At 44.2% G+C, this 25,009-nt stretch carries 25 protein-coding genes; 23 read left to right on the forward strand and 2 right to left on the reverse strand.

Annotated features, from left to right (window positions below; translation table 11 throughout):
- The 21 genes from A3G19_RS05520 to A3G19_RS05620 all read left to right on the forward strand — a co-directional run.
- Positions 1 to 753 (forward strand): proton-conducting membrane transporter (locus tag A3G19_RS05520; protein WP_294871068.1); only part of this gene is annotated, 753 nt, incomplete at its 5' end.
- 8 nt (positions 754 to 761) lie between these two features.
- On the forward strand, positions 762 to 1,193 hold the full coding sequence (locus A3G19_RS05525; protein WP_294871071.1) for a 4Fe-4S dicluster domain-containing protein: 432 nt from the start codon (positions 762 to 764) through the stop codon (positions 1,191 to 1,193).
- A 3-nt stretch (positions 1,194 to 1,196) separates the two neighbouring features.
- Positions 1,197 to 3,626 carry a hydrogenase small subunit gene (locus A3G19_RS05530; RefSeq protein WP_015654363.1) on the forward strand — a complete coding sequence of 810 codons (2,430 nt, stop codon included), beginning with the start codon at positions 1,197 to 1,199 and terminating at the stop codon, positions 3,624 to 3,626.
- The gene (locus tag A3G19_RS05535) at positions 3,616 to 5,322 is read left to right on the forward strand and encodes a nickel-dependent hydrogenase large subunit (protein WP_015654362.1); all 1,707 of its coding nucleotides are present in this window, start codon (positions 3,616 to 3,618) and stop codon (positions 5,320 to 5,322) included. The genes A3G19_RS05530 and A3G19_RS05535 overlap by 11 nt, the downstream gene beginning before the upstream one ends.
- 81 nt (positions 5,323 to 5,403) lie before the next feature.
- A complete protein-coding gene (locus A3G19_RS05540) occupies positions 5,404 to 6,573 on the forward strand; it encodes a GGDEF domain-containing protein (protein ID WP_294871074.1) in 1,170 nt (389 codons plus the stop codon).
- Between the two features lie 32 nt (positions 6,574 to 6,605).
- Entirely contained in the window at positions 6,606 to 7,199 is a 594-nt protein-coding gene (locus A3G19_RS05545; RefSeq protein WP_294871076.1) for a TetR/AcrR family transcriptional regulator, read from the forward strand.
- Positions 7,180 to 8,076, forward strand: a complete 897-nt coding sequence (locus A3G19_RS05550) for a hydrogenase (protein ID WP_294871078.1) — start codon at positions 7,180 to 7,182, stop codon at positions 8,074 to 8,076. Before A3G19_RS05545 ends, A3G19_RS05550 begins: the two co-directional genes overlap by 20 nt.
- The gene (locus A3G19_RS05555; protein WP_294871080.1) at positions 8,063 to 9,358 is read left to right on the forward strand and encodes a nickel-dependent hydrogenase large subunit; all 1,296 of its coding nucleotides are present in this window, start codon (positions 8,063 to 8,065) and stop codon (positions 9,356 to 9,358) included. The genes A3G19_RS05550 and A3G19_RS05555 overlap by 14 nt, the downstream gene beginning before the upstream one ends.
- Positions 9,359 to 9,409: 51 nt before the next feature.
- The gene (locus tag A3G19_RS05560) at positions 9,410 to 9,700 is read left to right on the forward strand and encodes a type II toxin-antitoxin system RelE/ParE family toxin (RefSeq protein ID WP_294871083.1); all 291 of its coding nucleotides are present in this window, start codon (positions 9,410 to 9,412) and stop codon (positions 9,698 to 9,700) included.
- A gap of 2 nt (positions 9,701 to 9,702) precedes the next feature.
- Positions 9,703 to 9,987: an addiction module antidote protein gene (locus A3G19_RS05565; RefSeq protein WP_294871085.1), complete on the forward strand. Its 285-nt coding sequence runs from the start codon at positions 9,703 to 9,705 to the stop codon at positions 9,985 to 9,987.
- A 174-nt stretch (positions 9,988 to 10,161) separates the two neighbouring features.
- A complete protein-coding gene (locus A3G19_RS05570; protein WP_294871088.1) occupies positions 10,162 to 10,560 on the forward strand; it encodes a nucleotidyltransferase substrate binding protein in 399 nt (132 codons plus the stop codon).
- Positions 10,557 to 10,874: a nucleotidyltransferase domain-containing protein gene (locus A3G19_RS05575; protein WP_294871091.1), complete on the forward strand. Its 318-nt coding sequence runs from the start codon at positions 10,557 to 10,559 to the stop codon at positions 10,872 to 10,874. Before A3G19_RS05570 ends, A3G19_RS05575 begins: the two co-directional genes overlap by 4 nt.
- Entirely contained in the window at positions 10,858 to 11,226 is a 369-nt protein-coding gene (locus A3G19_RS05580) for a hypothetical protein (protein ID WP_294871094.1), read from the forward strand. The genes A3G19_RS05575 and A3G19_RS05580 overlap by 17 nt, the downstream gene beginning before the upstream one ends.
- 10 nt (positions 11,227 to 11,236) lie before the next feature.
- Positions 11,237 to 11,836, forward strand: coding sequence for a pentapeptide repeat-containing protein (locus tag A3G19_RS05585; RefSeq protein WP_294871097.1), 600 nt, complete (start codon positions 11,237 to 11,239; stop codon positions 11,834 to 11,836).
- A 229-nt stretch (positions 11,837 to 12,065) separates the two neighbouring features.
- Complete coding sequence (locus A3G19_RS05590; RefSeq protein WP_015654353.1) at positions 12,066 to 13,304, forward strand: hydrogenase small subunit; 1,239 nt, start codon at positions 12,066 to 12,068, stop codon at positions 13,302 to 13,304.
- Entirely contained in the window at positions 13,297 to 15,072 is a 1,776-nt protein-coding gene (locus A3G19_RS05595; RefSeq protein ID WP_015654352.1) for a nickel-dependent hydrogenase large subunit, read from the forward strand. The genes A3G19_RS05590 and A3G19_RS05595 overlap by 8 nt, the downstream gene beginning before the upstream one ends.
- 10 nt (positions 15,073 to 15,082) lie before the next feature.
- Positions 15,083 to 15,799, forward strand: a complete 717-nt coding sequence (locus A3G19_RS05600) for a cytochrome b/b6 domain-containing protein (RefSeq protein WP_015654351.1) — start codon at positions 15,083 to 15,085, stop codon at positions 15,797 to 15,799.
- A 137-nt stretch (positions 15,800 to 15,936) separates the two neighbouring features.
- A complete protein-coding gene (locus A3G19_RS05605; protein WP_015654350.1) occupies positions 15,937 to 17,859 on the forward strand; it encodes a hypothetical protein in 1,923 nt (640 codons plus the stop codon).
- 108 nt (positions 17,860 to 17,967) lie between these two features.
- Complete coding sequence (hypF, locus tag A3G19_RS05610) at positions 17,968 to 20,196, forward strand: carbamoyltransferase HypF (protein ID WP_015654349.1); 2,229 nt, start codon at positions 17,968 to 17,970, stop codon at positions 20,194 to 20,196.
- 109 nt (positions 20,197 to 20,305) lie between these two features.
- A complete protein-coding gene (locus tag A3G19_RS05615) occupies positions 20,306 to 20,863 on the forward strand; it encodes a hydrogenase maturation protease (RefSeq protein WP_015654348.1) in 558 nt (185 codons plus the stop codon).
- A complete protein-coding gene (locus A3G19_RS05620; RefSeq protein ID WP_294871100.1) occupies positions 20,847 to 21,398 on the forward strand; it encodes a HyaD/HybD family hydrogenase maturation endopeptidase in 552 nt (183 codons plus the stop codon). Before A3G19_RS05615 ends, A3G19_RS05620 begins: the two co-directional genes overlap by 17 nt.
- Here A3G19_RS05620 and A3G19_RS05625 read toward each other — a convergent pair.
- Complete coding sequence (locus A3G19_RS05625; RefSeq protein ID WP_294871103.1) at positions 21,379 to 21,729, reverse strand: HepT-like ribonuclease domain-containing protein; 351 nt, start codon at positions 21,727 to 21,729, stop codon at positions 21,379 to 21,381. The two genes, A3G19_RS05620 and A3G19_RS05625, sit on opposite strands and share 20 nt — an antisense overlap.
- Positions 21,722 to 22,021 carry a nucleotidyltransferase domain-containing protein gene (locus A3G19_RS05630; protein ID WP_015654345.1) on the reverse strand — a complete coding sequence of 100 codons (300 nt, stop codon included), beginning with the start codon at positions 22,019 to 22,021 and terminating at the stop codon, positions 21,722 to 21,724. Before A3G19_RS05630 ends, A3G19_RS05625 begins: the two co-directional genes overlap by 8 nt.
- Positions 22,022 to 22,279: 258 nt before the next feature.
- Between A3G19_RS05630 and A3G19_RS05635 the strand changes: the two genes are divergently transcribed.
- Positions 22,280 to 23,872 carry an N-6 DNA methylase gene (locus A3G19_RS05635; RefSeq protein WP_294871106.1) on the forward strand — a complete coding sequence of 531 codons (1,593 nt, stop codon included), beginning with the start codon at positions 22,280 to 22,282 and terminating at the stop codon, positions 23,870 to 23,872.
- A gap of 3 nt (positions 23,873 to 23,875) precedes the next feature.
- Positions 23,876 to 24,940 (forward strand): hypothetical protein, encoded by a 1,065-nt coding sequence (locus A3G19_RS05640; RefSeq protein WP_294871109.1) that lies wholly within the window; start codon positions 23,876 to 23,878, stop codon positions 24,938 to 24,940.
- Positions 24,941 to 25,009: the final 69 nt, after the last annotated feature.

Consider the following 25,009-nt stretch of genomic DNA (forward strand, 5'->3'; position numbering starts at 1 on the left):
TGTCTCGCCCACACGGCGGAAAATGCGGGATTTGAAGCCCTTTTTATGCAGATCATGGGAGATCGGGAACTGGTTATGGATGTTCAAGAAGCAATCAGCGGCAACCGTGTCCAGTTTGATTATATCTCCATCGGCGGGGTGAACCGTGATTTAACCCCTGAACTGAGTGCATTGATCCATAAAAATTTGAACACTCTTTCTGAAAAAATTGATGCTCTACTCGGGTTGTTTGATAATAATTGGTCATTGTCCCTTAAATACAAAGGCTTAGGAGTGCTGAGCTTGGAGGATGCCTACACTTACAATGCATTGGGGCCGTTGGCACGAGCGGCGGGATTGGCAACCGATGTCCGCGCCGAGACGAGCGATTTTCCTTATGAGGCATTGGGCTATACGATGATCCTCGAATCTACGGGGGACATCCATGCCCGTAACTTCGTCCGTCTTCGGGAGATTCAAAACTCTATAGCAATGTGCCGTAATATTGTTGATAACCTCCCGCTCGGAGAGATACAGGAGAAGGCAAAAGGGAAACCGAACGGCGAAGCGGTCGTCCGTGTCGAAGCACCGCGCGGAGAGCTTTTCTATCTGGTTCGAGGGAACGGACAGAATATGCTGGAGAGAGTTCGGATCAAGACTCCGACCTTTTCGGCGATTCCTGCAATGATGGAAGTGTTTAAGGGCGCAGAGTATGCCGATGCACCGGCGATTCTCGCCTCATTTGATCCGTGTATGTCCTGTACGGCGAAGTAGGAGAGATTATGTTACGCTCTATGCTCGAAGCGTTTAAAAACCTTTTCAAACCGGTACGTACAATTCAGTACCCCGCAGAAGATATCGTTTTGCCGAACGGCTATCGGGGGTTGATCGAATATGGGATAGATGAGTGCATCTTTTGTGATAAATGCGAAAAAGTATGTCCTCCCGGGGCAATTTTGTTTTATCAGCATGAAGGCGGAGAGAAAGAGTACCGCTATAACCCGTGGCTCTGTATCTACTGCGGTGAATGTGTCCGTGCCTGCCCGAAACCTGAGGAAGCGTTGTGGCAAAGTGAGACGAAACAGCGCAGCGCCGTAAAAGAAGACGGTGCGAACGAGGGGTGGTTTGTCTACGAAGATGCGTGTAAAAAAAGCCGCCAAAGGTATGTGGAAGCGAAAAAAGCCGATAAAATCCAAAACAAGAGTGAGGAGTAGATCATGCGCATCGTTATTGTCGGAGGCGGGATTGCCGCTGTTTATATCGCCAATTCTCTTATGGAACAATCGAATGAATGGGAGGTGGTCATTGTTTCGGATGAGGAACACCCTCCGTATGATCGTATCCATTTGTGTAAACTGGTCGATGATTGCAACTGTAACGATTCCATCGAATTGGAACTGCACTCGAAAGTACGGTTGGAACTGAACCAAAAGATCGTATCTCTCGATCCGCAGAATAAGCGTGTTTTCAGTGAGCATGCCGCATTTCATTACGACAAGCTGATCATCGCGACAGGATCGGTTCCCAAAACCCTTTTTAACATCACCGGTATTGAGAATGCGGCGACGTTCCGAAGTCAGAAGGATTGCGAAGTGATCGCGCAGGGGATGGTCGGTAAAAATGTGATTATCGTCGGAGCGGGACCGATTGCTCTCGAACTGCTCGATACCCTGATGCGCAGCGATACCCCGAAGAGCATTACGCTGCTGGTGCGTAAAAACTATCTCTACTCCGAGGTGATCAGCCGTGAGGGATTAGAACTGATACGGGGGATTTTCGAAGCCGATCCGCGTGTACGCATCCGATTTAAAGATCAAATCGTGGATAAAGAGGTGAGAGGTAATACGATTACCAAAGTATTGACGACACAAGGAGAAATTGATAATCCGTTTATTATTTTCGGTGTCGGGATCGATCCCAATATTGCCTTTGCACGTGAGGCGCTTGAGTGTGATCGGGGAGTTTTGGTAGATGAGAGGATGCGTACATCGGTAGAGGATATCTATTGTGTGGGAGAAGCGGCGCAGCTCCGTGCGGGGGGATTTATCGCCGGACGGGTCAAAGAATGCACCCTTCAAGCAGATGTAGCGATTGAGCATCTGCTTGGGGATGCAAACACATCGTTTAAAGAAGAGGTTTCGATCGATGGGCTCAAAGTGGGATCGTTCTTGTTCGCCGACGTTACCGCAACCGATTTTGATCCGAATGATCATGAGAACGAAACGATTTTGATCACACACGGAGATCGGATCGATCAGTATATCGTCAATAATGACAGGCTAAAACGGTTTATCGGGATCAATACCAATATCGATCTGTTAGCTTTGAAACGGCTGATGGAGAAGGATGAACCGATCGATGCGGCGTATCTCTACTCGAATCGTCTGATGTCCGAATATGGGAGACTTGTATGCAGCTGTGAGGGGGTGCATGAGCAGGAATTGGTCGATATCATCAAAGAGAATGCGGTGACATCGTTTGCGGAACTCAAAGAGCACACCAAAGCGGGACGTACCTGCGGGCGGTGCAAACAGGATGTCTGTGCGATCATCAATGCAACTCCGGTTGATCCCGCTGAAGCAGGTCGGTTACGTGAAGAGCGCGAAGCACTTAAAACAGCGCATGAACTCGAGATTGTCCAAGCGCGGATCGATAAATACAACCGTATCCACCCTAAAAATCATTTAAGTGCCGAAAATTTGCAGGAAGCGCTTGAAACATTTGAGATGGGTAAAGAGTTCAATCGCTGGGTTTCGATGATTACCGCCTCGATGCATCTGCATCCGAAGTTTGAGGAAGGGGTTAAAGGGGCGGTGATGCAATTGAATAAAATACCGATTATTTGGCTGGAACTTGCCGATTGTTCGGGAAATTCGGAAGGATTTATCAAATCAGCGCATCCGAGTGTCGATGATTTGATCCTCAAATACATCTCGCTCGATTATCATGAACTGCTGATGGCAGGATCGGGAGATCAATCCGAAGCGGTGTTGGATCGAATTATTCGGGAGGATGCGGGAAAATACCTCCTGATCGTGGAGGGTGCCGTGCCGATGGGGCTGGAGGGGAAATTCTTGCGGATCGGCCCTAAGGGGGAGACAGGGGTAGATTTGCTTCGCCGTGTCGCCCAAAAAGCGGTGGCGGTGATGGCAGTAGGCTCATGCGCTCTTGATGGGGGGGTGGTTGCGGCTGCTCCCAATCCTACCGGAGCGGTAGGTGTCTCTGAAGCACTGGGTCGCGAGGATATTATCAACCTTCCGGGATGTCCTGTCAATCCCATTAATATCGTAGGGACATTGCTTCATTATATTATGTTCGAAGAGTTTCCGAAGCTTGATAGTAAAAACCGTCCCGAATGGGCGTATGGTTTCCGTGTCCATGATAACTGTGAACGCCGAGGGCACTACGATGCCGATGAGTTTGTCCGTGAATGGGGGGATGAGGGGGCGAAGAAGGGGTGGTGCCTTTTTGAAATGGGATGCAAAGGCCCCTACGCCGATCTCAACTGCTCGCTGGTGAAGTTCAATGAGGGGACCAGCTGGCCGGTACAGGCGGGACATGGATGTTTCGCGTGCGGTCAGGGTAAAATCGCGTTTGACAGCTACGCCAATAATCGTAAGTTACCGGAGGGTGAACATGAGCACTAAAAAAATTGTTATTGACCCGATTACCCGTATCGAGGGGCATCTACGGATCGAGGTGGAGATCGATGAGAATAACGTTGTTACGGAAGCGTGGGCTTCGGGTCAGCTTTTTCGGGGGATCGAGACGATTTTAAAAGGGCGTGATCCGCGCGATGCGGGATTGATCGCTCAGCGTATCTGCGGGGTATGTACGAACGTCCATTACCGTGCTTCGATCAGTGCGGTGGAAGCGGCATACGGCATTGAAATACCGCAAAATGCCGAGATCATCCGTAATCTGGTGACACTTTCTTTGTTTGTTCAAGATCATATTGTCCATTATTATCATCTCCATTCGCTCGATTTTGTCGATATCACAGCGGCGCTTAGGGCAGACTGTACGCAAGCTTCCGAGGATGCTGAGAGCTGGTGTGAACACCCTTATCGCAACTCTGACGGTCATCTCGAAGCGATCAAAGAGAAGCTGGAGGGGTTTGTTAAAGCGGGGCGGCTTGGGCTGTTTGCCAACGGTTACTGGGGACATGACGCCTATCGTCTCTCTCCGGAAGAGAATTTGGTTCATATGAACCACTATCTCGAAGCACTTCGGATTCAACGAGATCTCTCCAAAGCGGTAGCAATTTTCGCAGGAAAAACCCCCCACCCCCAAAATCTTGTCGTCGGCGGGGTTACGAGTGTTGCCGATATGCTTAACCCTCAGCGGTTGAATGACTTTTTGTTCATTATCAAAGAGGTTCGAGATTTCATCGAACGTGCCTACATACCGGATATGCTGATGCTCGTCAATGCGTATCGTGACTCGATTGCTGCGGGAGAAGGACGTGCCAGCGGTAACTTTATGTGCTGCGGCGGATACCGATTTGGAAAGCAGCAACAACTTTTTGAGAGCGGCGTGATCAAAGGGCATAACTTTGACTCCGTTGAGCCGTTTGACGCTGGAAAAATCACCGAAGAGGCATCACGCTCATGGTATGAAAACGATGCACCGCTTTCACCGTATGAGGGGGAGACAACCCCGTTTTACACCGATTTGAATGAGGACGGTTCGCTCAAAACCGAGGGAAAATACACGTGGGTCAAAGCGCCGAGGTATGATGGGGAGGTGATGGAAGTGGGGCCGTTGGCGCGAATGATAATGGGCTACGTTAAAAATTCTCCCGTTATCCGCCCGTACATGGAGCGCTTCATGAAAAAATCGGGGATGAGTCTGATCGATTTTTCGACGACGGTGGGACGCAATGCGGCGCGCGCTGTGGAAGCACAAATTTGCTGCGACTATCTTTTCGATACGATGAGCGATTTGATCGAAAATATCAAATACTACGATGAAACGACGTGGACGAAGTATCTCTTTGAAGAATTGCCCAAAGAGGCAAAGGGCTCAGGTATTTTCGAAGTGCCTCGCGGCGTACTCGGGCATTTTGTCCGTATCGAAGAGGCTAAAATCGCCAACTATCAGGCGGTCGTTCCGACAACATGGAATGCCTCTCCTAAGGGGGCCAAAGAGGGGCGCGGAGCCTATGAAGAGTCATTAATCGGACTTCGTCTCGCCGATCCCTCCGCACCGTTGGAGGTTTTGCGTGCGGTACACTCGTTCGATCCGTGTCTGGCGTGTGCCGTACATGTCATCGATGCAACAGGAAAAGAACTCTCTCGGTACAAACTGAACGATTCAAATATATCTAAATCTGAATTATAATTCAGTTTTAAAGAACTATCTGTCATAGTAAAAAAAGATCGGTATTTTGTGGTCTCCTGGAGATCAAGCAAATGAGTTATGATGGATAAGATTATTGGTTTTCTTGCTTTGCAACAGTTTATTTATGGGATAGGGTGGCTTGTAGGGATAAGACTGATTCCTGAAATACGTAGAGTAGGAATTTGGCTGAGCGGGTTCGCTATTTTGAGCGGTTTATATTTCAGTATTTCTCCTACTCATGGGGAGACAGTTACCTCTTGGCATATTTATAGTGCGCAGTTTGTTATTTTGCTGGTTATGGTTATGGTACGACGAGCCAACGAAGCCCTTTTTTTCGAACCGTATCGTTGGAAAGAAGATGCGAGTCTGATTGTACTCTTTTTAATGATTGTTCTGTGGACGTTTAGTGTTCCGATGCAAACATCCGTTGTTGTGATGACAGCCTCTTTTATCGTTCTTTGGATGGGGATTCGAACGGTTGTTCTATCGTATCGTTCAATTTCCAATGAATTCGGCTTAACGATTACGCTGTTGGTGAATATGCCGATCATATTCTTTTTGCTGGTAAAAGGGGTTCAGGCTTTTGCGATCATCGATCACCAAATGATTATACTTGATCCTAATACAGGGCGTTTGGAAAGTAAATGGTATCTTGCATTATTGCTTGCCCTCACAGGATTAATGCATGTCAATTATGTGGTTATGCTGTTAAAACGGCTTATTCAAGATCTGAACAAGATGACAAAAACGGATGTATTGACAAATGTGATGAACCGTCGTGCGGCGGAGGAGGCTCTTTGTCGTGAGTTAAGCGAGACGACTCGCAATGGGGACGCTTTTACAATATTCATGATAGATATCGATTTCTTCAAAAGTGTCAATGACCGATACGGACATGCGAAAGGCGATGAAGTATTACGCGGTGTCTGTAAATGTATGCGAGAAACGGTTCGGAAAAATGATTACGTAGCACGGTTCGGAGGGGAAGAGTTTTTGATTATTCTTCCTCATACTTTAGTAGAGTCGGCGGTTGAATTAGCCGATAGAATCCGTCAAAAAGTGGCTGATTTACGCTTTGAATCCGATGACATCAGGATAACGATCAGTATAGGAATCACACAATCTGATACGAATGACACGGTGATGGAACATATTGTTTCCCGAGCCGATAAAGCATTATATAGGTCAAAAGAGTGTGGTCGAAATCAGATTAATGTGAATACAAAAATTCTGAATGCATGTTCGCTATAATTACGAAAATGAATCACCAAGAGGAATAGAATTTGGCACGACCGACTAAAGAAGAACGTAAAATCTCGATTATGACAAAAGCCCTGGAGCTTTTTTCAAAGGAGGGATTTTATCAGACAACCATGCCCACAATCGCCGAAAAAATCGGTATGAGTGTCGGAAATCTGTATAACTACTTTACGTCCAAAGAGATGCTCGCCAAAGACCTCATTCTCTACATTGCCAATATATTGGGTGAGGAAATTCGAAAAATCAATGAAAGTCCGATGAGTACCCAAGAGAAAATCGAGGCGATTGTCCATATGTATTTTCGTATCGCCCAAGATCGTCCTGAAACCATCGAGTATTTCTTGCGGGTTTATCTCTCGAACCGCGAAGTCTTTCAAAATTGCTGCGAGGGGATGATCTGCGTCTCCGCTTTCGTGACCGAAATGATGATCTTTTTTGAAGAGGGTGTCCGATGTGGTGAGTTGAGAGATCAGGATTTTTTCAGTGCATTCGGTCTTTTCATGGGGTATCTGGGAGGAATGGTGTTTATCAACGGTGAAAAGATTCTCCCTAAACCGTTAGAGAGCTACGAACACTCGATCAGCGAGAATATCTACTATGCTCTCAAATCCCGCTAGAGTCAAAATTATTTGGCTGCAGGGGATCACCTGCAACGGCAATACCCACTCGTTTTTAAACGATCCCGCTCTGGGAAATTTTTTGGAATCGGCGGAGTTTATCCACCATCCGCTTCTCCCTTGTAAAAACACACTCAAAGAGTTGGTCAAAAAACTTCCTAAATCGGATATTTTGATTTTCGAGGGGGCGTATAGCGCCTCGTTCGAACGTGCCGGTATGGCGATGGAGACGCTTTTACCCGCCCTTGCATCCAAAACCAGCCATATCATTAGTTTAGGCAGCTGTGCGAGTTTTGGGGGAATATTCAAAGAGGGCAATCCAGACCAAATCAGCGGAATAGTGTTTGATAAAGAGGAAGAGAAGGGGCCGCTGCGTGCTATGCGAGAGAAAGTAATTACCCTCAGCGGGTGTCCCGCCCACCCAAAATGGCTCAGTTTTGTCATCGATATGATCGTATCGGGCAAAAAAATAGCGCTGGATGAGTATCGTCGTCCCAAAGAACTCTACGGCTATCTCGTCCACAACGGCTGTTTGCGCAACGAGTATTTTGAGTGGAAAGTGGACAGTCACCATTTCGGAACCAAAGAGGGGTGTTTGTATTATGCCCAAGGGTGCCAAGGCCCCTTTACCCACGGCAGCTGCAATAAAATCCTCTGGAATGAAGTGAGTTCCAAAACCCGTTCCGGTACACCGTGTGTCGGGTGTACTGAACCTACGTTTCCCAAAAGCAATCTTTTCTCAACGAAAACGTACATGTCGATCCCCTCGGAGATGCCCTTGGGGATACCGAAACGGAGCTATCTCGCTTTGGCAGGGGCGGCGAAATCGTTCCATATTAAACGGCTCGAAGAGAGGTTGATCGATGATAACGCATGAACTGATCGAGCGGATCGAAGGGGAAGCGGTCCTCGATTTTAAAACCGATAAAAGCGGAGTTGTCCAAGATGCTAATATCCGCTTTATCCATTTTCGGGGGATGGAAGCGATTTTGGAAGGACGCAATGCTCTTGATGCTTTGGTGATCACTCCCCGCGTCTGCGGCATCTGCGGTCATTCGCATCTGATCGCGACGGTGAAAATGATCGAAAATGTCTACCGCAATGCGGGAGTTTCGATCCGTATCAGCGACAAAGCAAACGCAATCCGCCAGATCACTCTCTCGTGCGAACTGATCCAAAACCATATCAAATGGCTCTATCTCGTGATGCTTCATGAGAGCGCAAAGATGCTGGGAGAAGAACCGAGCGTTGCCCTTAAAGCACTCTATGTTTCGTCACAGGTCAATCAGCTGTGCGCCCTTTTCAGCGGTCAGTGGCCTCACAGTTCGTATGCCCTCCCCGGAGGTGTGACGTGCGATCCGACCCATATCGAAGTGATGCAGGCGTTGAAAATCCTCTCCGACGTGGAGTGTTTTATCCGTGATGAGGTACTGGGGTGTGATGTTGATGCGTTTGCCCAAGCGATGGAGCAAAATAAAGTGCTGAGCCTCACCGGAGATTTTGGAACCGTATTGCGTAATTTTGAGCGGCTTGGAGTGTTGGAACAGGGGAAAAGTCACAGTCGATTTTTGGTTCTGGGGGATACCCAAGAGATTATCGTCCATTCGCAGCGCAGCGGTGCGATTGCGGAAAATGTGAGCGAAGATAGTTCTCAAACATTTGCGGAAGGGGGAAACACCTATGCCAAAAATGCTCTCTACAACGGAGAATTTTTCGAGACGGGACCGTTAGCGCGCGCTTTGGTTCAGGAACGCACAGGAATCAGTGCTCTGCATCGTTTATACGGAGATAGTGCGCTGACGCGGATCACGGCTCGGGTTGATGAAATGGTATCACTATGCGCAGAGGTGCGTGAGCTTTTAATGTCGCTGGATCTCTCCCAGCCTTCGTTTATCACCCCTCCCTCCATCGAGAGTATTAGCGGTGAAGGGATCGGGATCGTCGAAGCCCCGCGCGGGTCACTGATCCATCGTGCAACCATTGAAAAAGGGAAAATCGTGTCGTATACGATTATCACTCCGACCCAATGGAATCTGGGAAATGGAACATCGATGATTCCGGGAATAGCACAAAAGGCTATGATCGGAGCCGCATCCACGGCGAAAGCCTCGCTCTTATTTCGCACCTTTGATGTCTGCTCGGTCTGTACGACGCATTAGACTTTTATTTGATCTATTGACACCTTGTATCTTAATGGATACAATTTGTCCATGTATACCATTCAGCAAACCCATAAATTTTCGCAATGGCTCATAAAACTCAAAGATATGCGTGCCCGTATCGCAATCGCTCGACGTTTGGAGCGTGCTCAAAGCGGTAATTTTGGGGATGTGAAGAGCGTGGGTGAGCGTGTATTTGAGATGCGTGTCGATATGGGGGCGGGTTATCGGCTCTATTATACGATGCGTGGGAATGAACTTATTATTTTGCTCGTTGGCGGTGATAAATCGACGCAACAACGCGATATAGAAAAAGCCATAGAAATGGCAAAGGAGATATAACGATGGAAACACAATTGACTCCATTTGATATGACGCAGTATTTAGACAGCGAAGAAGCGATTGCTGAGTACCTCACGCAAGTCCTCGAAGAGGGTGATACCGATGAGCTAATCCGTGCCATCGGACATATCGCGAAAGCTCGCGGTATGAGCCAAATCGCACAAAAGAGCGGATTGGGACGCGAGAGCCTCTATAAAACATTCGCCCCCGGTTCTAAACCCCGTTTTGATACCATCGCCAAAGTGGTAAAATCTTTGGGATTGCACTTTCATATTACGAAGCTTTAAGCGGCGTAATCCGTCATTCCCGTCTTTCCCGTTCGCCCTGAGCCTGTCGAAGGGTGAGTCCATGGTTCGACAAGCTCACCACGAACGGGAGATTAATTTGCAAAATGACAGATAACAGATGTTTCAGAGTGAAAAGAGTATGATAAGACGATAAAAAACACCAAAGGGGTACACATGGGTGAGGGATTGGTTCGATGCCGACAACGGATGCTCAATTACACCAAATCGCTTGCTCATCTGCGTGCCACAGTCGAAAAAGAGAGCCTTAACGAGATTGAAAAAGCGGGGTTGATCCAGTTTTTTGAAGTGGCATTTGAGTTGGCGTGGAAAGTGATGAAAGATTATCTCATCACTGAGGGGTATGATGTCAAAAGCCCCCGCGAAGCGATCAAAACTGCTTTTGATTATGGGCTGATTTCGGATGGTGCGAAATGGCTCGAAGCACTCGAAAAACGAAACCTCGCCGCCCACACCTATGATGAATCGATCCTCGATGAACTCGAAGAGCTGATCACTCACACCTACTATCCGATGATGGAAGCGCTCAGAATCTCTCTCGAAGAGCGGCTATGATTGGACTTTCGGATTCGGAACTTCAAACTCTCCGCGATGTATTTGAGCGTTTCCCCGACATTTCTGAAGTGATCCTATTCGGCTCCCGCGCACGCGGTACGCATCGACCTTCCTCTGATGTTGATCTCGCTCTCAAAGGGCAAAATCTCAGTATCGATACCCTTGCGAAACTCCGCTATGTCCTCGAAGAGGAGACCAATTTTCCCTATTTTTTTGATGTTGTGCTTTATGATCGGGTGGAAAATGAGGCGTTGAAGAGGGAGATAGATGAGGGTAAGGGATTAAAAAAGGAAAATTATGGAACAAATATTTGATTTAATAAAAAATTATGGCTCTCAGCTTTCTGCTATTGGTGCCGCTGTTGCATTTATTTTTGCTATCTATAAATTTCAAGTTGAGCGGGCTGCAAGCCATTTTTGGAAAGAATTTGAGGCATATCATAAGTTGGTGAAAGAGCTTGTAGAACCTCCTTCTGAAAATGGGGCAATGTTTATTGATCGTCAAACAGCAGCAATTTATGAGTTGCGATTTTACAAGCGTTATTATTCTCATTCATCGAGGATGCTTAAAGGACTACGAGATAAATGGGCGGCAGTTCCAAATCAATATCCTCGTTTAATTGAAGAATTGAATTTAACAATTGAATATATTGAAAAAAAGCTCTAAAGCCTTGATAATGACCCCCATCACCAACAACATGGACGTATTCGCCGAGAAGTTCGAGAACATTGATCTGCACGGCAAAAAGATCACCAAAGCCGAGTTCGATGACTGCACCTTCGTCTCGTGCGATTTCAGCGAGACCTTTTTTTCCTCTTGCAAATTTACCGAATGCCGTTTTGAAAACTGCAATCTGAGCCTGATGAAACTCACCAATACGAAAATGAGCGATGTCGAGTTTGTCTCGTGCAAGATGATCGGGATCGATTGGACGATGGCGGATTGGAAGAGTTTGCTGAATGCCGATCCGCTCCATTTTCGGGAATGTATCCTGAATGATAGTAATTTCTTCGGATTGACGTTAGAAGGTATGCTTATGCGGGAATGTCGAGCCAAAGAGGTCGATTTTCGCAATGCGACCCTCCAAAAAGCCAATTTTAGCGGAACGGATTTCAAGGGGGCACTGTTTGGCAATACCCACCTCGAAGGCGCCAACTTTACCGACACGAGTAACACGATGATCGATATCCGCTCGAACCATCTCAAGGGAGCGCTCTTCAGCCGCTATGAGGCGCTGTTTTTACTTGAGACGATGGGGATCGTATTAGTAGATTGAATATATTATGACCGCACTAAAATAACTTTTTTAAAACTTACCTTTTTTCTCTTCATGAGAGTAAAATAATATTTTTTTATTGCTTGATTGTTTACGAATTGAGTATTTTTGTTCTAAAAATGAATAAGTATTCACCTTTTTTAAATAATTTTTATCTTTTAAATATTCGTTTAAGTTATCCAGTCGTAGAATACTGAATGATTGTTCATAAAAAATTGAGGAGGGGATTATGTCCGATAGAGTAGAAGCGGTTAAAAAACTGTTTACTTCGAAAAGTTCGCGTGTCGAAACGAACAAGGGTGATACGTATTATCAAGACTTGTTCGATAAATGTGAGGCGCGTTTGAATGAAATGCGTGCACAGACACCGGCAAACAAACTAGATTTTACCGATCTTTTAGAAGAGAATGGTATCGATCGACGTGAGTTTATGAAATGGGCTAGTGCTACAACAGCAATGTTGATGTTACCTCCTATGTTTACACCACTGGTTGCCGATGCGGCAGTGATGATGAATCGTGCGCCGGTTATTTGGCTTGAACTTCAAGACTGTGCCGGAAACTCTGAAGCGCTTTTACGTGCCGATGGGCCAAAAATCGATGAGATCGTTTTGGACATAATTTCCCTTGAATTTCATGAAACGCTTCAAGCTGCATCAGGCCATCAGGCTGAGAAACAGCTCGATGAAGCGATGGAACATTTCAAAGGAAAATATCTCCTATTCGTTGAAGGTGCTATTCCGATGGGGATGGAGGGACAGTACGGAACAATCGGTGCAAAAGGTGAAACATTCCATGACCATTTATTGCGCTGTGCTGAAAATGCTGCTGCAGTTGTTGCGGTAGGAAGTTGTGCTACGTATGGCGGTATCCCTGCAGCGTCTCCGAATCCTACGGGTGCGGTTGGGGTTATGGATGTTGTCAAAAGCAAACCTATTATCAATATCCCTGCTTGTCCGGCAAATCCTGCCAATATGGTCGGGGTGATTTTGCATTACGTCTTGACGGGTCAAGTACCGGAACTTGATTCACTTCTCCGTCCTAAATTTGCATTCGGCTATCGTATCCACGATAACTGTGAACGCCGCGCACACTTCGATGCCGGTGAGTATGTTGAAGAGTGGGGCGATATTGGTGCCAAAAACAATTTCTGTCTCTACAAAATGGGTTGTAAAGGACCGATGACGTTTAACAACTGTTCGATTGTCCGTTACAATGATGGGGTAAACTGGCCTATCGGAGTCGGACGCGGTTGTATCGGATGTTCGGAACCCGATTTCTGGGATAAATACGCGTATGAGCGTCCGATGTCGGATGCAAAAATTAAAGCACCTACGGGTGGAGTTGAAAAAACCGTTGACGAATTTGGTTTGGGCATGTTGACCGCAGTCGGTATCGGTATCGCGATCCATGCAGCAGCCAGCGCAGTAGCCGGTAAACGAGAAAATTCAGGAGAGAGCCATGAGTAAGCATATTGTAGTTGACCCTATTACCCGTATTGAAGGACATTTGCGTATTGAAGCGGTCATTGATGATAATAACACGATTGTAGATGCGTACAGCGCTTCGACGATGTTCCGTGGTATTGAGACGATTTTACAAGGACGCGATCCTCGTGACTGCGGACTTTTAGCAATGCGTATTTGCGGTGTTTGTACCGGAACTCACTATCAACGCTCTATTGAAGCGGTAGAAGATGCGTTTAACATCACTATCCCTAAAAATGCTCGTCTGGTTCGTAACTTGATTCAAGGTGCGCTCTATGTGCATGACCATGTGGTTCATTTCTATCATTTGCATGCACTTGATTTCGTTGACGTTGTTTCCGCATTGTCAGCCGATCCGGTTAAAACAGCGGCAGAAGCACGCAAATGGGCAAGTGTTGCGGGTGAGTCCCCGTTTATTGACGGTGAGAGCGAATTTAAAGCGATTCAAGATCGTGTGGCAAAATTTGTCAAACAAGGGCGTCTCGGAATTTTCGGAAACGGTTACTGGGGCAATCCGCACTATAAATTGACTCCTGAACAAAATCTTATCGGTGTTGCCCACTACCTTCAAGCGTTGGATGTACAACGTGATTTGGCAAAAATGCAGGCGATTTTCGGCGGTAAGAATCCGCATCCGCAATCGATTGTTGTCGGTGGGGTAACGTGTGTTCAAGATATTCAAAATCCTGCGCGTATTGCATTGTTCAAATCATTGCTGCTCGAAGGGCGCAGATTTGTTAAACAAGCGTATTTGCCGGATGTTTACATGGCGGGAACCATGTATGCGGGTGAAGCAACCGATTCAAAAGCGACCTTTAGCGAACTAGTCGGGGGCAAAGGGGTCGGTGGAACCGGCGGTGGATTGCTTAACTATATGAGTTACGGTGACTTCCGTCTCGATGATACCGGTTTTTACAACTCTGCGCTCCTTTTCCCTAAAGGGGTTGTCATGGGTGGCGATATCTCTAAAGTCCTTCCTTTGGATGAAGCAAAAATCATGGAAGACGTGACCCACGCATGGTACAAAGGGGACAAACCTCTTCATCCGTATGAAGGGCAAACAATCCCTGAATACACCGGTTTGGACAAACGTGCAGACGGTATCGCGTATTTGAAAACCAAAGAGAAATACAGCTGGATTAAATCACCGATTTACAATGATGCTCGTGTCGAAGTAGGGCCGTTGGCACGTATGGTGATCGGGGTTGCGGCAAAAGATAAGCGTATTACCCAATACGTCACCAATTTCCTAACACGTGGAAATCTACCGGTTTCAGTACTCTTTAGTACCGTCGGACGTACGGCGGCACGTGCTATCGAAACCGAGTTGATGGCAGATGTAATGGTTGAGTGGGTTGACGAACTTGCAAAAAATGCAGCTTCAGGCGAACTCAAAACATGGACTGATTTTGATTTTGATGAAGTGAGTGTGAGTGCAAAAGGACGCGGTATGGCGGAAGCTCCGCGTGGAGCCCTCGGACACTGGGTAAGCGTCGAGGATGGAAAAGTTATTAATTATCAAGCGATTGTCCCTTCAACATGGAATGCGGCTCCGCGTGATTATAAAAATCGTATGGGGGCCTATGAAGCGAGTTTGATCGGAACGAAAGTAGCCAATCCTGAGCAACCGTTGGAAATTATCCGTACTATTCACAGTTTTGACCCTTGTATCGCATGTGCGGTTCACGTCGTCGATACCAAAGGTAAAGAGCTTGCTGTTTACAAAGTAGATACTTCTTGCAGTATCTAAGGAGAGAATCATGAAACAACAGGGGTATACACAAGTCAAACGTATGACTCCGATCATGCGGATCATGCATTGGGTAAATGTGATTTGTTTGGTTGGATCGATTGCTACAGGACTTTATATCGGACACCCGTATTATCAGACATTAATTGCTGATGGTGCCGTTGATAAATACGTCATGGCGTGGAATCGCTATGGCCATTTTATCATTGCGATCATTTTTGATGTGACATCGGTCGCTATCGCCTATCTTTACTTTTTCAGTCGTTTTGAAAAAGCGTATAAGAAGGTGATTCCAAATGCGAAAAATATTTTGGAATTCAAAAATGTTTTAATTAATTTAATAACCTTAAACCGTAAAAATGAGTTCAATTCAGCTCATGCGGACAGTTTCAATACGGTCTATTTTACGGTTTTCCATTTGCTGTTGATTTGGATGCTTCTCACGGGGCTTCAACTCTATGTGCATGGATTAGGATCAGGGACAAGTTCAATCGGTGCATGGTGGCCGTGGATATTGCATGCATCAACGGATTGGACATTGTACGTAACTGGCGGAAGCAAAATGGATGTTCGTATGTCACATCATTTGACCATGTGGTTGATCCTTTGCTGGGTAGTGTTTCATATCTACTATCAAGTTTGGAGAACGATTTTCTGGAAAGAGGCGGATATCGCTATCGTTATCGGCGGATCGAAGTTTGTTAAAGACAACTCTCCAAAAGCGTAACAGTCCCGTCTGTAAAGGCGATTTTTTTACTCATTCACCCTGAACAAGGTTCAGGGTGAATGAAGAGCGTAGGTCTTTTATAATTCTCCGGCGGGAGAGAGATACAAGCTCTACCATTTTGTTATTGAAGGTTCGTTATGGCATTCGCATTAGAGGTGATGACCTCTTTTTCTCAACCCACGATTAAAAATTATCTTATTTCACTTATCCGCTCTTTTGGTATCAAAGCCGTTGTCCACCAGCAGAAAACGAAAATCATCTGTGCTTTTGACAGTACCGATGAAAGGCTTCAGGAATGTTTGGAATCGATCGCGTCTAATCTGCCGGCATCGTGTTTTATGAGCAATTCGCAGCATTACGAAATGGAGGGAGAGCCGGAATCGATTCCCGATTTTGAGATGGAATATCCGGTTGCACTGGGATTATGCCCAAGCTGTCAAAAAGAGATGTTTGATCCATCCTCGAAACGGTATTACTACCCTTTTACGCAGTGCACCCATTGCGGCGGGCAATACGCGTTTTTTGAACACTATCCGTACGCACGTGAAAATACGTCACTGTCGTATATAAAACCGTGTCCCACGTGTGAAAATGAGGCAAAAAATTTAGGACGACGGGAAAAACAGGTACTGGGCTCTTGTCATGAATGCGGTATCCCCGTAAAATTGATTCACAAAGAGAAAGAGCGTTATGCAAACGATGCAGGGAGCTTTCGAACAATGTTTGAAGTTTCCGCCAAAGCACTGCGTGACGGCAAAACTCTCCTGATGAAAACAACGATGGGATATCGGTTGTTTCAGCGAGCAGATATGCTTCCGCAAGGCTCAGTATTGATGCTTGTCAATGCGGTGAAGATTACGGAGTATTGCTCCCTCATTAACGATGAATTTAACGCATTGCTCAGCATCGAACGTCCTATTTTACATGTGGCGCTTAAAGATGAAACCCTGCGCAGTACATTCGGAGCCTCAATCGATGTCAAATACCCCGATGAGGGATTTTCCATTCTTCTTGCGAAAGAGTTGAGCCTTTTAGGACTCAATTTTATTGCTTATGAAGCCTTGGAAACTCCTTGTGAAGCCGATTTTGTGATGGATTTTGATCTGGAACTCCATCATCAGAGCGATATGCGGTTGTTTATCAATAAAGATGTCAAATTCATCGCCTCCGGTGAACGGGTTTCGTTTCCCTCAAGGCTCCCTTATGGAACGGATACCCTTAGCATCGCCCACGGTCTGGTCGGTATCAAGGATGATAAAGGGGTATTGTTCGATCAAATGGGACGGTTTACATCTGCTTCAACGTTCAAGGTTAATCAGCTTGAAACGGAACCCCGTGAAGTTGAATCGAATAACTTTCACTCGATTTCTGCAGATGAAGCCTCTTTTATGTCGGTAATAGCGGAACACAATAAATTCGGAACCAAAGTGGTGGGGGCCTATTTCGAAGGGGAACCCTCTTTTTTGTATTACGACGGTAAAAAAGTGATTCGGGTCGTACCTCCGAAACATTTCAGCGGAATCGGAATTATCGAAGCGATGCGCGGGTTGCGAGAAGGTTCCGATCGACTCATCGCTAATGTCGAGAACAATCATCCTGAGTTGTTCAGTGTTTTGCGTGAGATCGAGGAGAAGGATGGTTCGTTGTTTGAAGCGACAGCGATGATCTTGGGACTGCAAGAACACAGTTATGCAGGTGTGATGAAAGAGGCACTGAAGTTTATCGGTAAGGGCGGTTTGCAGATCGATACCAAAGTCGAAGATAACCGTTTTAACCATGTCGCCTTTTTAGCAAGTATCATCAGTTACCGCCTTGCGGGTGTCGATTCAGTTTATCTGAGCTATTCTATCTTCGAATCTTTCGGAGATTATTTCAGTGAACTGTTGAATGAAATCAAGGGTAAAACGAAAGCAAACGATATCGTATTGTGCGGATCGTATTTCGCCGGACAATCCCTTTTTAGCCGATTACAGAGAAATCTGAAATCGTCTGCGGTGCTAATGAATATGAGTTATCCGATCGGGAAGGAAAATTGCGTTGTCGGTGGAGTCTTTTTATAAACTAATGGTACACACTTTCCGAGCAAAGCCCGCAAAGTGGCAGGGACAAATGTCCCTACAACCCCCTAAAGCACCCGTATCGCTCACGATACGGGAGAAGAACTGTGTATGATCAGTTGTAAAATTACGATCAAAGGGATAGTTCAGGGGGTTGGATTTCGCCCCTTTGTCTACCGTGAAGCGTGCCGTTACGGGATTAGAGGATTTGTCTGCAATACCCCTGAGGGGGTGGTGATCGAGGCACATGGCGAGCTGTGTGAGCCCTTTATCAACGCATTGCGAGAAAATCTTCCGGAGCGTGCTCGTATCGATTCTATGGTGATTGAGCCGTGCGACTTTTTGGAGTATAGCGATTTTGAGATTCGAGAGAGTACTCTGGGATTTGGCTCTATTGCTATCCCTCTGGATACGGCGCTTTGTCCTGCGTGTCAAGCAGAAATGGATAACCCAAGTGATCGCCGTTACCGATACCCGTTTATCAATTGCACCGATTGCGGTCCTCGGTATACCATTATCCAAACTCCCCCTTATGACCGTGTCCGTACCTCGATGAAACATTTTACGATGTGTCCTGACTGTGAGGCCGAATACACCGATCCCGCTTCCCGCCGCTACCATGCCGAACCCATTTCATGTCCACAGTGCGGCCCGGAATTGAAATTCCTTGATAATAAAGGAAATGAGATGGCGGGAGACCCAATCGATCTGGCCGTACAAATGCTCAAAGCGGGAAAAATCATCGCCCTGAAAGGGTTGGGGGGATTTCATCTGATGTGCGATGCCACCTCGGAGAGTGCCGTCAGCGAACTGCGACTGCGCAAACACCGTAAAGCTAAACCCCTCGCGGTAATGTTCGGCTCAATTGAACAGCTTGAAACATACGCTCAGATCAATGAAACAGAAAAAAGCTATATCACGGGAGCAATCAAGCCGATTGTGATCGCGGGTGCGGTGCAAGGGACAAATCTCTCAAAACAGATTGCCCCTTTGATTGACCGATTGGGGGTTTTTCTCCCGTATACGCCACTGCATCGTCTTATATTTGAGCAAATCGATTGCCCTCTTGTTGCGACGAGTGCCAACATCAGCGATGAACCGATTATGATCCGAAGCTCTGAAATTATTAACCGGATGAGTCATGTGGTGGACGGTATTCTCGATCATGACCGTACCATAATCAATGCTCTCGATGATGCGGTGATTCAATTTGCCGAGGGTCATGTCGTAATGTTACGGATGGGGCGGGGATTTGCTCCCCATACGTTCCCTTGTACCCACCCAATAGAGAAAGGGATTTTAGCCCTTGGTGCTCATCAAAAAAGTGCTATTGCTCTGGGGGTAAAAGAGAATATGGTACTCAGCGGACATATCGGCGATTTGGGAAGTGTTGAAGCCGATGGCTATTTTGAGCGGACGGTACAAACATTTAAACGGTTTTATGAAAGTGAGCCACAGCTTTTGGTCCACGATCTGCATCCGCAGTACGCCTCGAGCGTGTACGTACAGGAACAGAAAACAGAGCACTACGGAATTGGGCACCATTACGCTCATATTTTAGCGTGTATGGCGGAATATGCTTTAGAGGAAAAAGTGCTCGGTTTCGCGTATGACGGTACGGGATACGGAGAGGACGGAAGTCTTTGGGGAGGTGAGGTGATTGTTGCAGATGCTTACGCTTATGAGCGGATCGGACATTTAAAACCGTTTGCTCTGCTGGGCGGGGATAAGGCGATCAAAGAGCCGCGACGGATTGCGTTGTCTCTGTTGTTTGAGAGTTTCACTCTCGATGAGGTACTGACTCTCAAATCACCGACCGTTGAAGCATTCTTACCGCATGAAATCCGAACCCTTCACCATATGTGGGTCAAAAATATCAATGCTCCCCGCAGTTCATCGATGGGGCGGCTTTTTGATGCGGTAGCCTCGTTGGGGGGATTTATCCAGAATCTTGATTACGAGGGGCAGGGGGGGATGATGATGGAGTCGTTTGTGGATGATTCCATTATGGAACCATTCGCATTTGAGGTTCAAAACAGAGTGATCGATCTTTCTCCCATGGTTAAGGAGATCATAACACTCGGTGCGGAGAATCAAACGGTCGTTGCCAGCCGTTTTATCGCTACGGTAGAGGCGATAATGGGTTATTATGCTGATCACTATCCTGAATTACCGATGGTTGTCGGTGGCGGTGTGTTTCAAAACCGAGTGTTGATGAGCCGATTGTACCGACGTTTCGGAAGAGGACGATTTTACGCTCAACAGCAAACGCCGATCAATGACGGATCGATTGCACTGGGACAGTTATACTATGCTTTGCATAATTCCCGTTCGCCCTGAGCCTGGCGAAGGGTATGTTCATGGTTCGACAAAACAAGGGTACCGCTCGCGAAGCGATGTTTCCTTGAGCTCACCACGAACGAAAAAAACTTGATACAAAAGGTAATACATGAACGCTAAGATTGCACTAATCGGTTCGGGAAACGCATTTTTTATGGATGAAGGGATCGGGCTTTACGCGGGAAAATATCTCAAAGAGAATTTTACGTATGAGCCTGCATTGGATATTGTTGATGGCGGAACACTTGGATTTTTACTCATGCCGCTGCTTCAGGAGTATGAGTACGTCATAATCGCAAATACCAGTTCCGATGACTCTAAGGCGATTGGGACGATTGAGGTGATGAGCGGCGATGAGCTGATCGCCAATCAGGGGATTAAAAAAACGGCGAACGAAGTAGAGATTACCGAGATGCTCCAAATCTGTTCGATGGCACATCACTGTGCACAAACCACGATGATCAGTATTGTTCCCGAAGATATTATCAGCGTCAGTGTCGATGTGACCCCCGCTTTGCGTGCACATTGGGAGAACTATATCGAGATGATTGTATCGGAACTCGCCAAATGTGGTATCACTGCGACCCTAAAAAGCGATGTGATGAGTTTGGATGAGATCATCGAGCAGTTTGCCAACCCGAGTATCGAACATGGTAAAGGTTTCTGAGGCTATGTCGATTGTCGTATTGGGTGTCGGAAATGTACTCGAAGAGGATGATGGTGTCGGTATTTACGCGTGCGCCTATCTGAATGCCAATTATACATTCACCCCTGAAATAGAGATCATCAACGGGGGGGTTGAGGGGATCAACCTGCTCAATCTCTTTTTGGAGAACGACCGTATTATTATCCTCGATACGATCAACCTCGATGATGAGGCGGGGAGTATCTATAATATCCCCTCTTACGAACTCAGCGGCTACGGCTTGAACAGCGGCGGAGCGCATGAAGTAGGGGTGATGCAGTGTTTGGATATGATCGAGCTGATGGGACACCCGTTACCGGAATCGAACGTCATCGGGATTATCCCCAAAAGCATCACGTTTGAGATGGGTTTGAGTACTGCGTTGAAAGATCGATTTGATGCATATATAAATACAGTTATTAACTATCTAAAAACTATTAGTATCGATGCGACACCTAAAGAGACGATGAAGAGTTTAATCGAGATTATCGAGGAGTTTAAATATCCGAGCCGTTAGAGAGGAGTGTTTTTATATCATTTTTTAAAGGCAGAAGCTTGTTATTGATAATATCCCAAATCTCATCCGCGTCAATACCGAAATAATCATGGGCGATAATATTTCTAAAATCTTTTATTTTTTGCCAAGGTATTTCTGAATGAGAGGTTTTGAAATTTTCATCCAAACGAGAAATGATTTCGCCTATTACGACGAATTGCATCATTGAAGCATCAAAACTTTTTTGATCATGATAGAATGTATCTGCATTGTCAAAATCTTGTGAGTACAACTTGATCTTTTCGATAGATTCGATAAGTGCATTCAGATTAAAAGTGATATTGTTAGACATACAGGGTATCTTTTAAAATTTGCTCTCTCGCATACGGTTTTAGATATTTTTCGCGAGCTATATCGACACTGCGATCAAATGATAGAGAGAGAAATTGTTTCAAAGAATCTTTTAAATCGTGTATATTTTGCGTCCCTTCTTCAAGCTCTACCAATAGATCAACATCACTGTTTTCTCGTTGTTCATTACGGGCGAATGAGCCGAACAAACCGATTTTTGTGACATGATATTTTTCTAAGAGAAGTTTACGATTGTTGTGCAAAAAATTGACGATCTCATCTTGTGTGTTCATAAGGGTATTCTATCATACTTCTAATTAGGGCGAAAATAGAGTTGTTCTAAAATTTGGGAGTGTTCTGATGTAGGGGTATTGAAGTTAAACTTTGAGATAGTAGGGTAAATATTAATCAAGATAGTATGCCTTTTGCAATATTATTGAGGATAAAATTAATAAGTATTGCAAAATGTCATATTTTTAAGTATCAAAAAATAGTTTGCTTATTCTTTTAACAAATGAAAAGTTTTTAGATAAAATACAGTAGGAGTTAATATGACTGCAATACTAGATAGAACAAAAATTCATGAAAATCGGCTTGGAGATTACTTCTGGGCTTATGCTGATATACTTAGAGATATAGGCATTAACGAATCGACATACGATCAACGCATTATGGCGTTTATGGCTCTAAAACTTTTGATAGATAATGATAAATTAGCATTTAATTTTGAATATGAAAATAATTTTGGTTTAGATCCAGAAATTTATAAAGAGTACAAAAAAGAAGATACAAAATCAACATTTTTAAATATCATTAAAAATATAGAAAAATTTGGACAGAATCTAAACTATTTTGAACAAGACAGAAAATATAATCCAGATAGTTCGACAAATATTTTAACCTATTTAAATCATTACAAAACATTTGAACTTGAAAGATATATTCAAGAATTACCTAATAATTATCTTGAAAAGGTACTTGATATTTACACCTACAAAGCAAACTTTAAAGACTATCCAAAAGAACAATACAAAGACTTGTATGAAGCCACTATTTCAAGAATGAAAAAGCTTAGTGGTGATTTAACAGGGCAACATTTCACTCAAAAATCTATTGTACATCTGATGTGTGAAGTTTCCAAATTTGAGGCTGAAGGATATGATAAACTTGCTATTTATGATCCTACATGTGGAACGGCTAGTATGCTTATGGAATCTGCATACTATTTTTACAATAAAAATAAAATTGAAAATATTGAAGTTTATGGGCAAGAGCTACATGGGCAAGCTTGGCTATTAGCAAAAATATTTCTTGAAGTTAGCTCGTTAGATGGTAAAGAGCAAGGTATAAAAAATACAATAGCTTACGGCAATACTTTAACCAATCCAGCTTTTGCCAATGGAATCAATGGAGGCACAAGCTTTGACTTTATCATAGCAAACCCACCATTTGGTGTGGACTGGAAACATAACTATGATGAAATAATACAAAATATGAGTAGTAAAAAAAGTGATTTTTTTGTTGTTAAAGATGAAAAAGGGAAGATCGTAACACCTAAAAAATCTGATGGGCAGTTTTTGTTTATGCAACATATAATAAATCTGATGAAATCAGAAAAAAGAAGAAATAAACATGCTCATGCAGCGATAATAAGCTCTTCCACGCTTATAAGCACTGGAAATGCGACTAGCAGTGAAGCGATGATACGAAAAGCTATATTTGGTACTGGTTTTGTAAGTGCAGTACTCGAACAGCCAAATGCAATGTTTACCAATACAGATATAAGCTCTCATATATGGTTTTTGGATAGTGACCCAAGCGAAAAAATTACTATAGTAAAAGCAGATACAAAAGAGGAAGAACTTTTTTCTCCGCATCCACAAGCAAAAGACAAAATGAAAAATGCGTATAGTGATAAAAATATCCGCAGACTTGCTACTCTTATCAATAGTAAAAAAGAATATAAATATAAATCAAAATTTATAGACTCAAAAGATAGATATGAGATAAATATATCAAACGAGATAGGCTTCAAAGATGATGCAGAAGATGTAAGTTTTGATGAACTTACAAATGAGTTAAATATGCTTATGAAACAGATGTGTGAAGAACTTCAAGATAATCCACTGTTTGGGATAAAGTAGATGGTGGGTACTTTAGATTTTCAAGTTATCGAAAAGTTTAAAGAGTTTCAGGAAAAAACTGGAAAATATTCTGATTTGGATATTGAAAATATTGAGTTAGAGTTATTGCCTTTATATCAAGTAGCAAACTTCCCAGCAATGACTCGTATTACTGGTGGAGTTGATATTTCTATCAATGATTTTAATAGCTTACCAGAGGAAGAGCAAAATAATTATTTTGCTCTAGTTAGTGGTACAGTTGAAAATAATCAAGTTTCAGGTTATATACATAAAGATAGATTGTCTCCAACTTCATTATCTAGCCCTAATGTTATTAGTTGGACAAGGATTAATGGGCAGTGCTTTTTTATACAAGCAAGACCAGTATGTACTAATGATGATTCATTTATTATGGATGTTATTCAAAATAAATTTATAGTTAAATATGTTCGATATGCAACAATGCAAATAATGAAGTCTAAAAGTTTTGATTGGGGTAATAAAGCAGGAAAAAACAAAGTAAAAGAAATTGAAATTCCAATTCCTCAAGATTATAATGAACAATATAAATCAATAGATATTCAAAAAGCTATAGTTGAGTTTTTAGAGTTTTGGAAAATTAACTATACTGATATTTTTAGGCACACTGTTAGCCATCAAAAACCGATTATTGAAAAAATCAAAAAAGCATTAATCTCTGCAACTTTAAGATATGACAAAACAATGGTACATAGTTTTAATGAGTTTGCGAGTAACAAAGGATTCAATCTTAAACTAGATGAAATTAAATTTGAAAATAGTACTCTAGGAAATATTATTGATTTAATTGGTGGAGACAGAATTACAAAAAAAAATAACTCGGGAACAATATATCCTGTTTATGGTGGAGGGGATGTTAGTTTTAAAACAGATACTTACAATAGAGAAAATGAATATGTAATAGGAAGATTTGCCATTTCAGAAACTTGTGTTAGATTCATAAACAAAAAATTTCATCTTCTTGATTCGGGATTTACTTTTAAAATAAAGAATCATTTAGAAGAAATACTTGACAAAAATTTTATAGGTGGAATGACCCCCAAAAACTAGACACTTTTTAATTCGTTAATTTCGTCGATAATAATCGGCATGGAATACGATTAGGAGAGATAAATGGCA

It is taken from the genome of Sulfuricurvum sp. RIFCSPLOWO2_12_FULL_43_24 (assembly GCF_001829605.1).
Taxonomy (GTDB): Bacteria; Campylobacterota; Campylobacteria; order Campylobacterales; family Sulfurimonadaceae; genus Sulfuricurvum.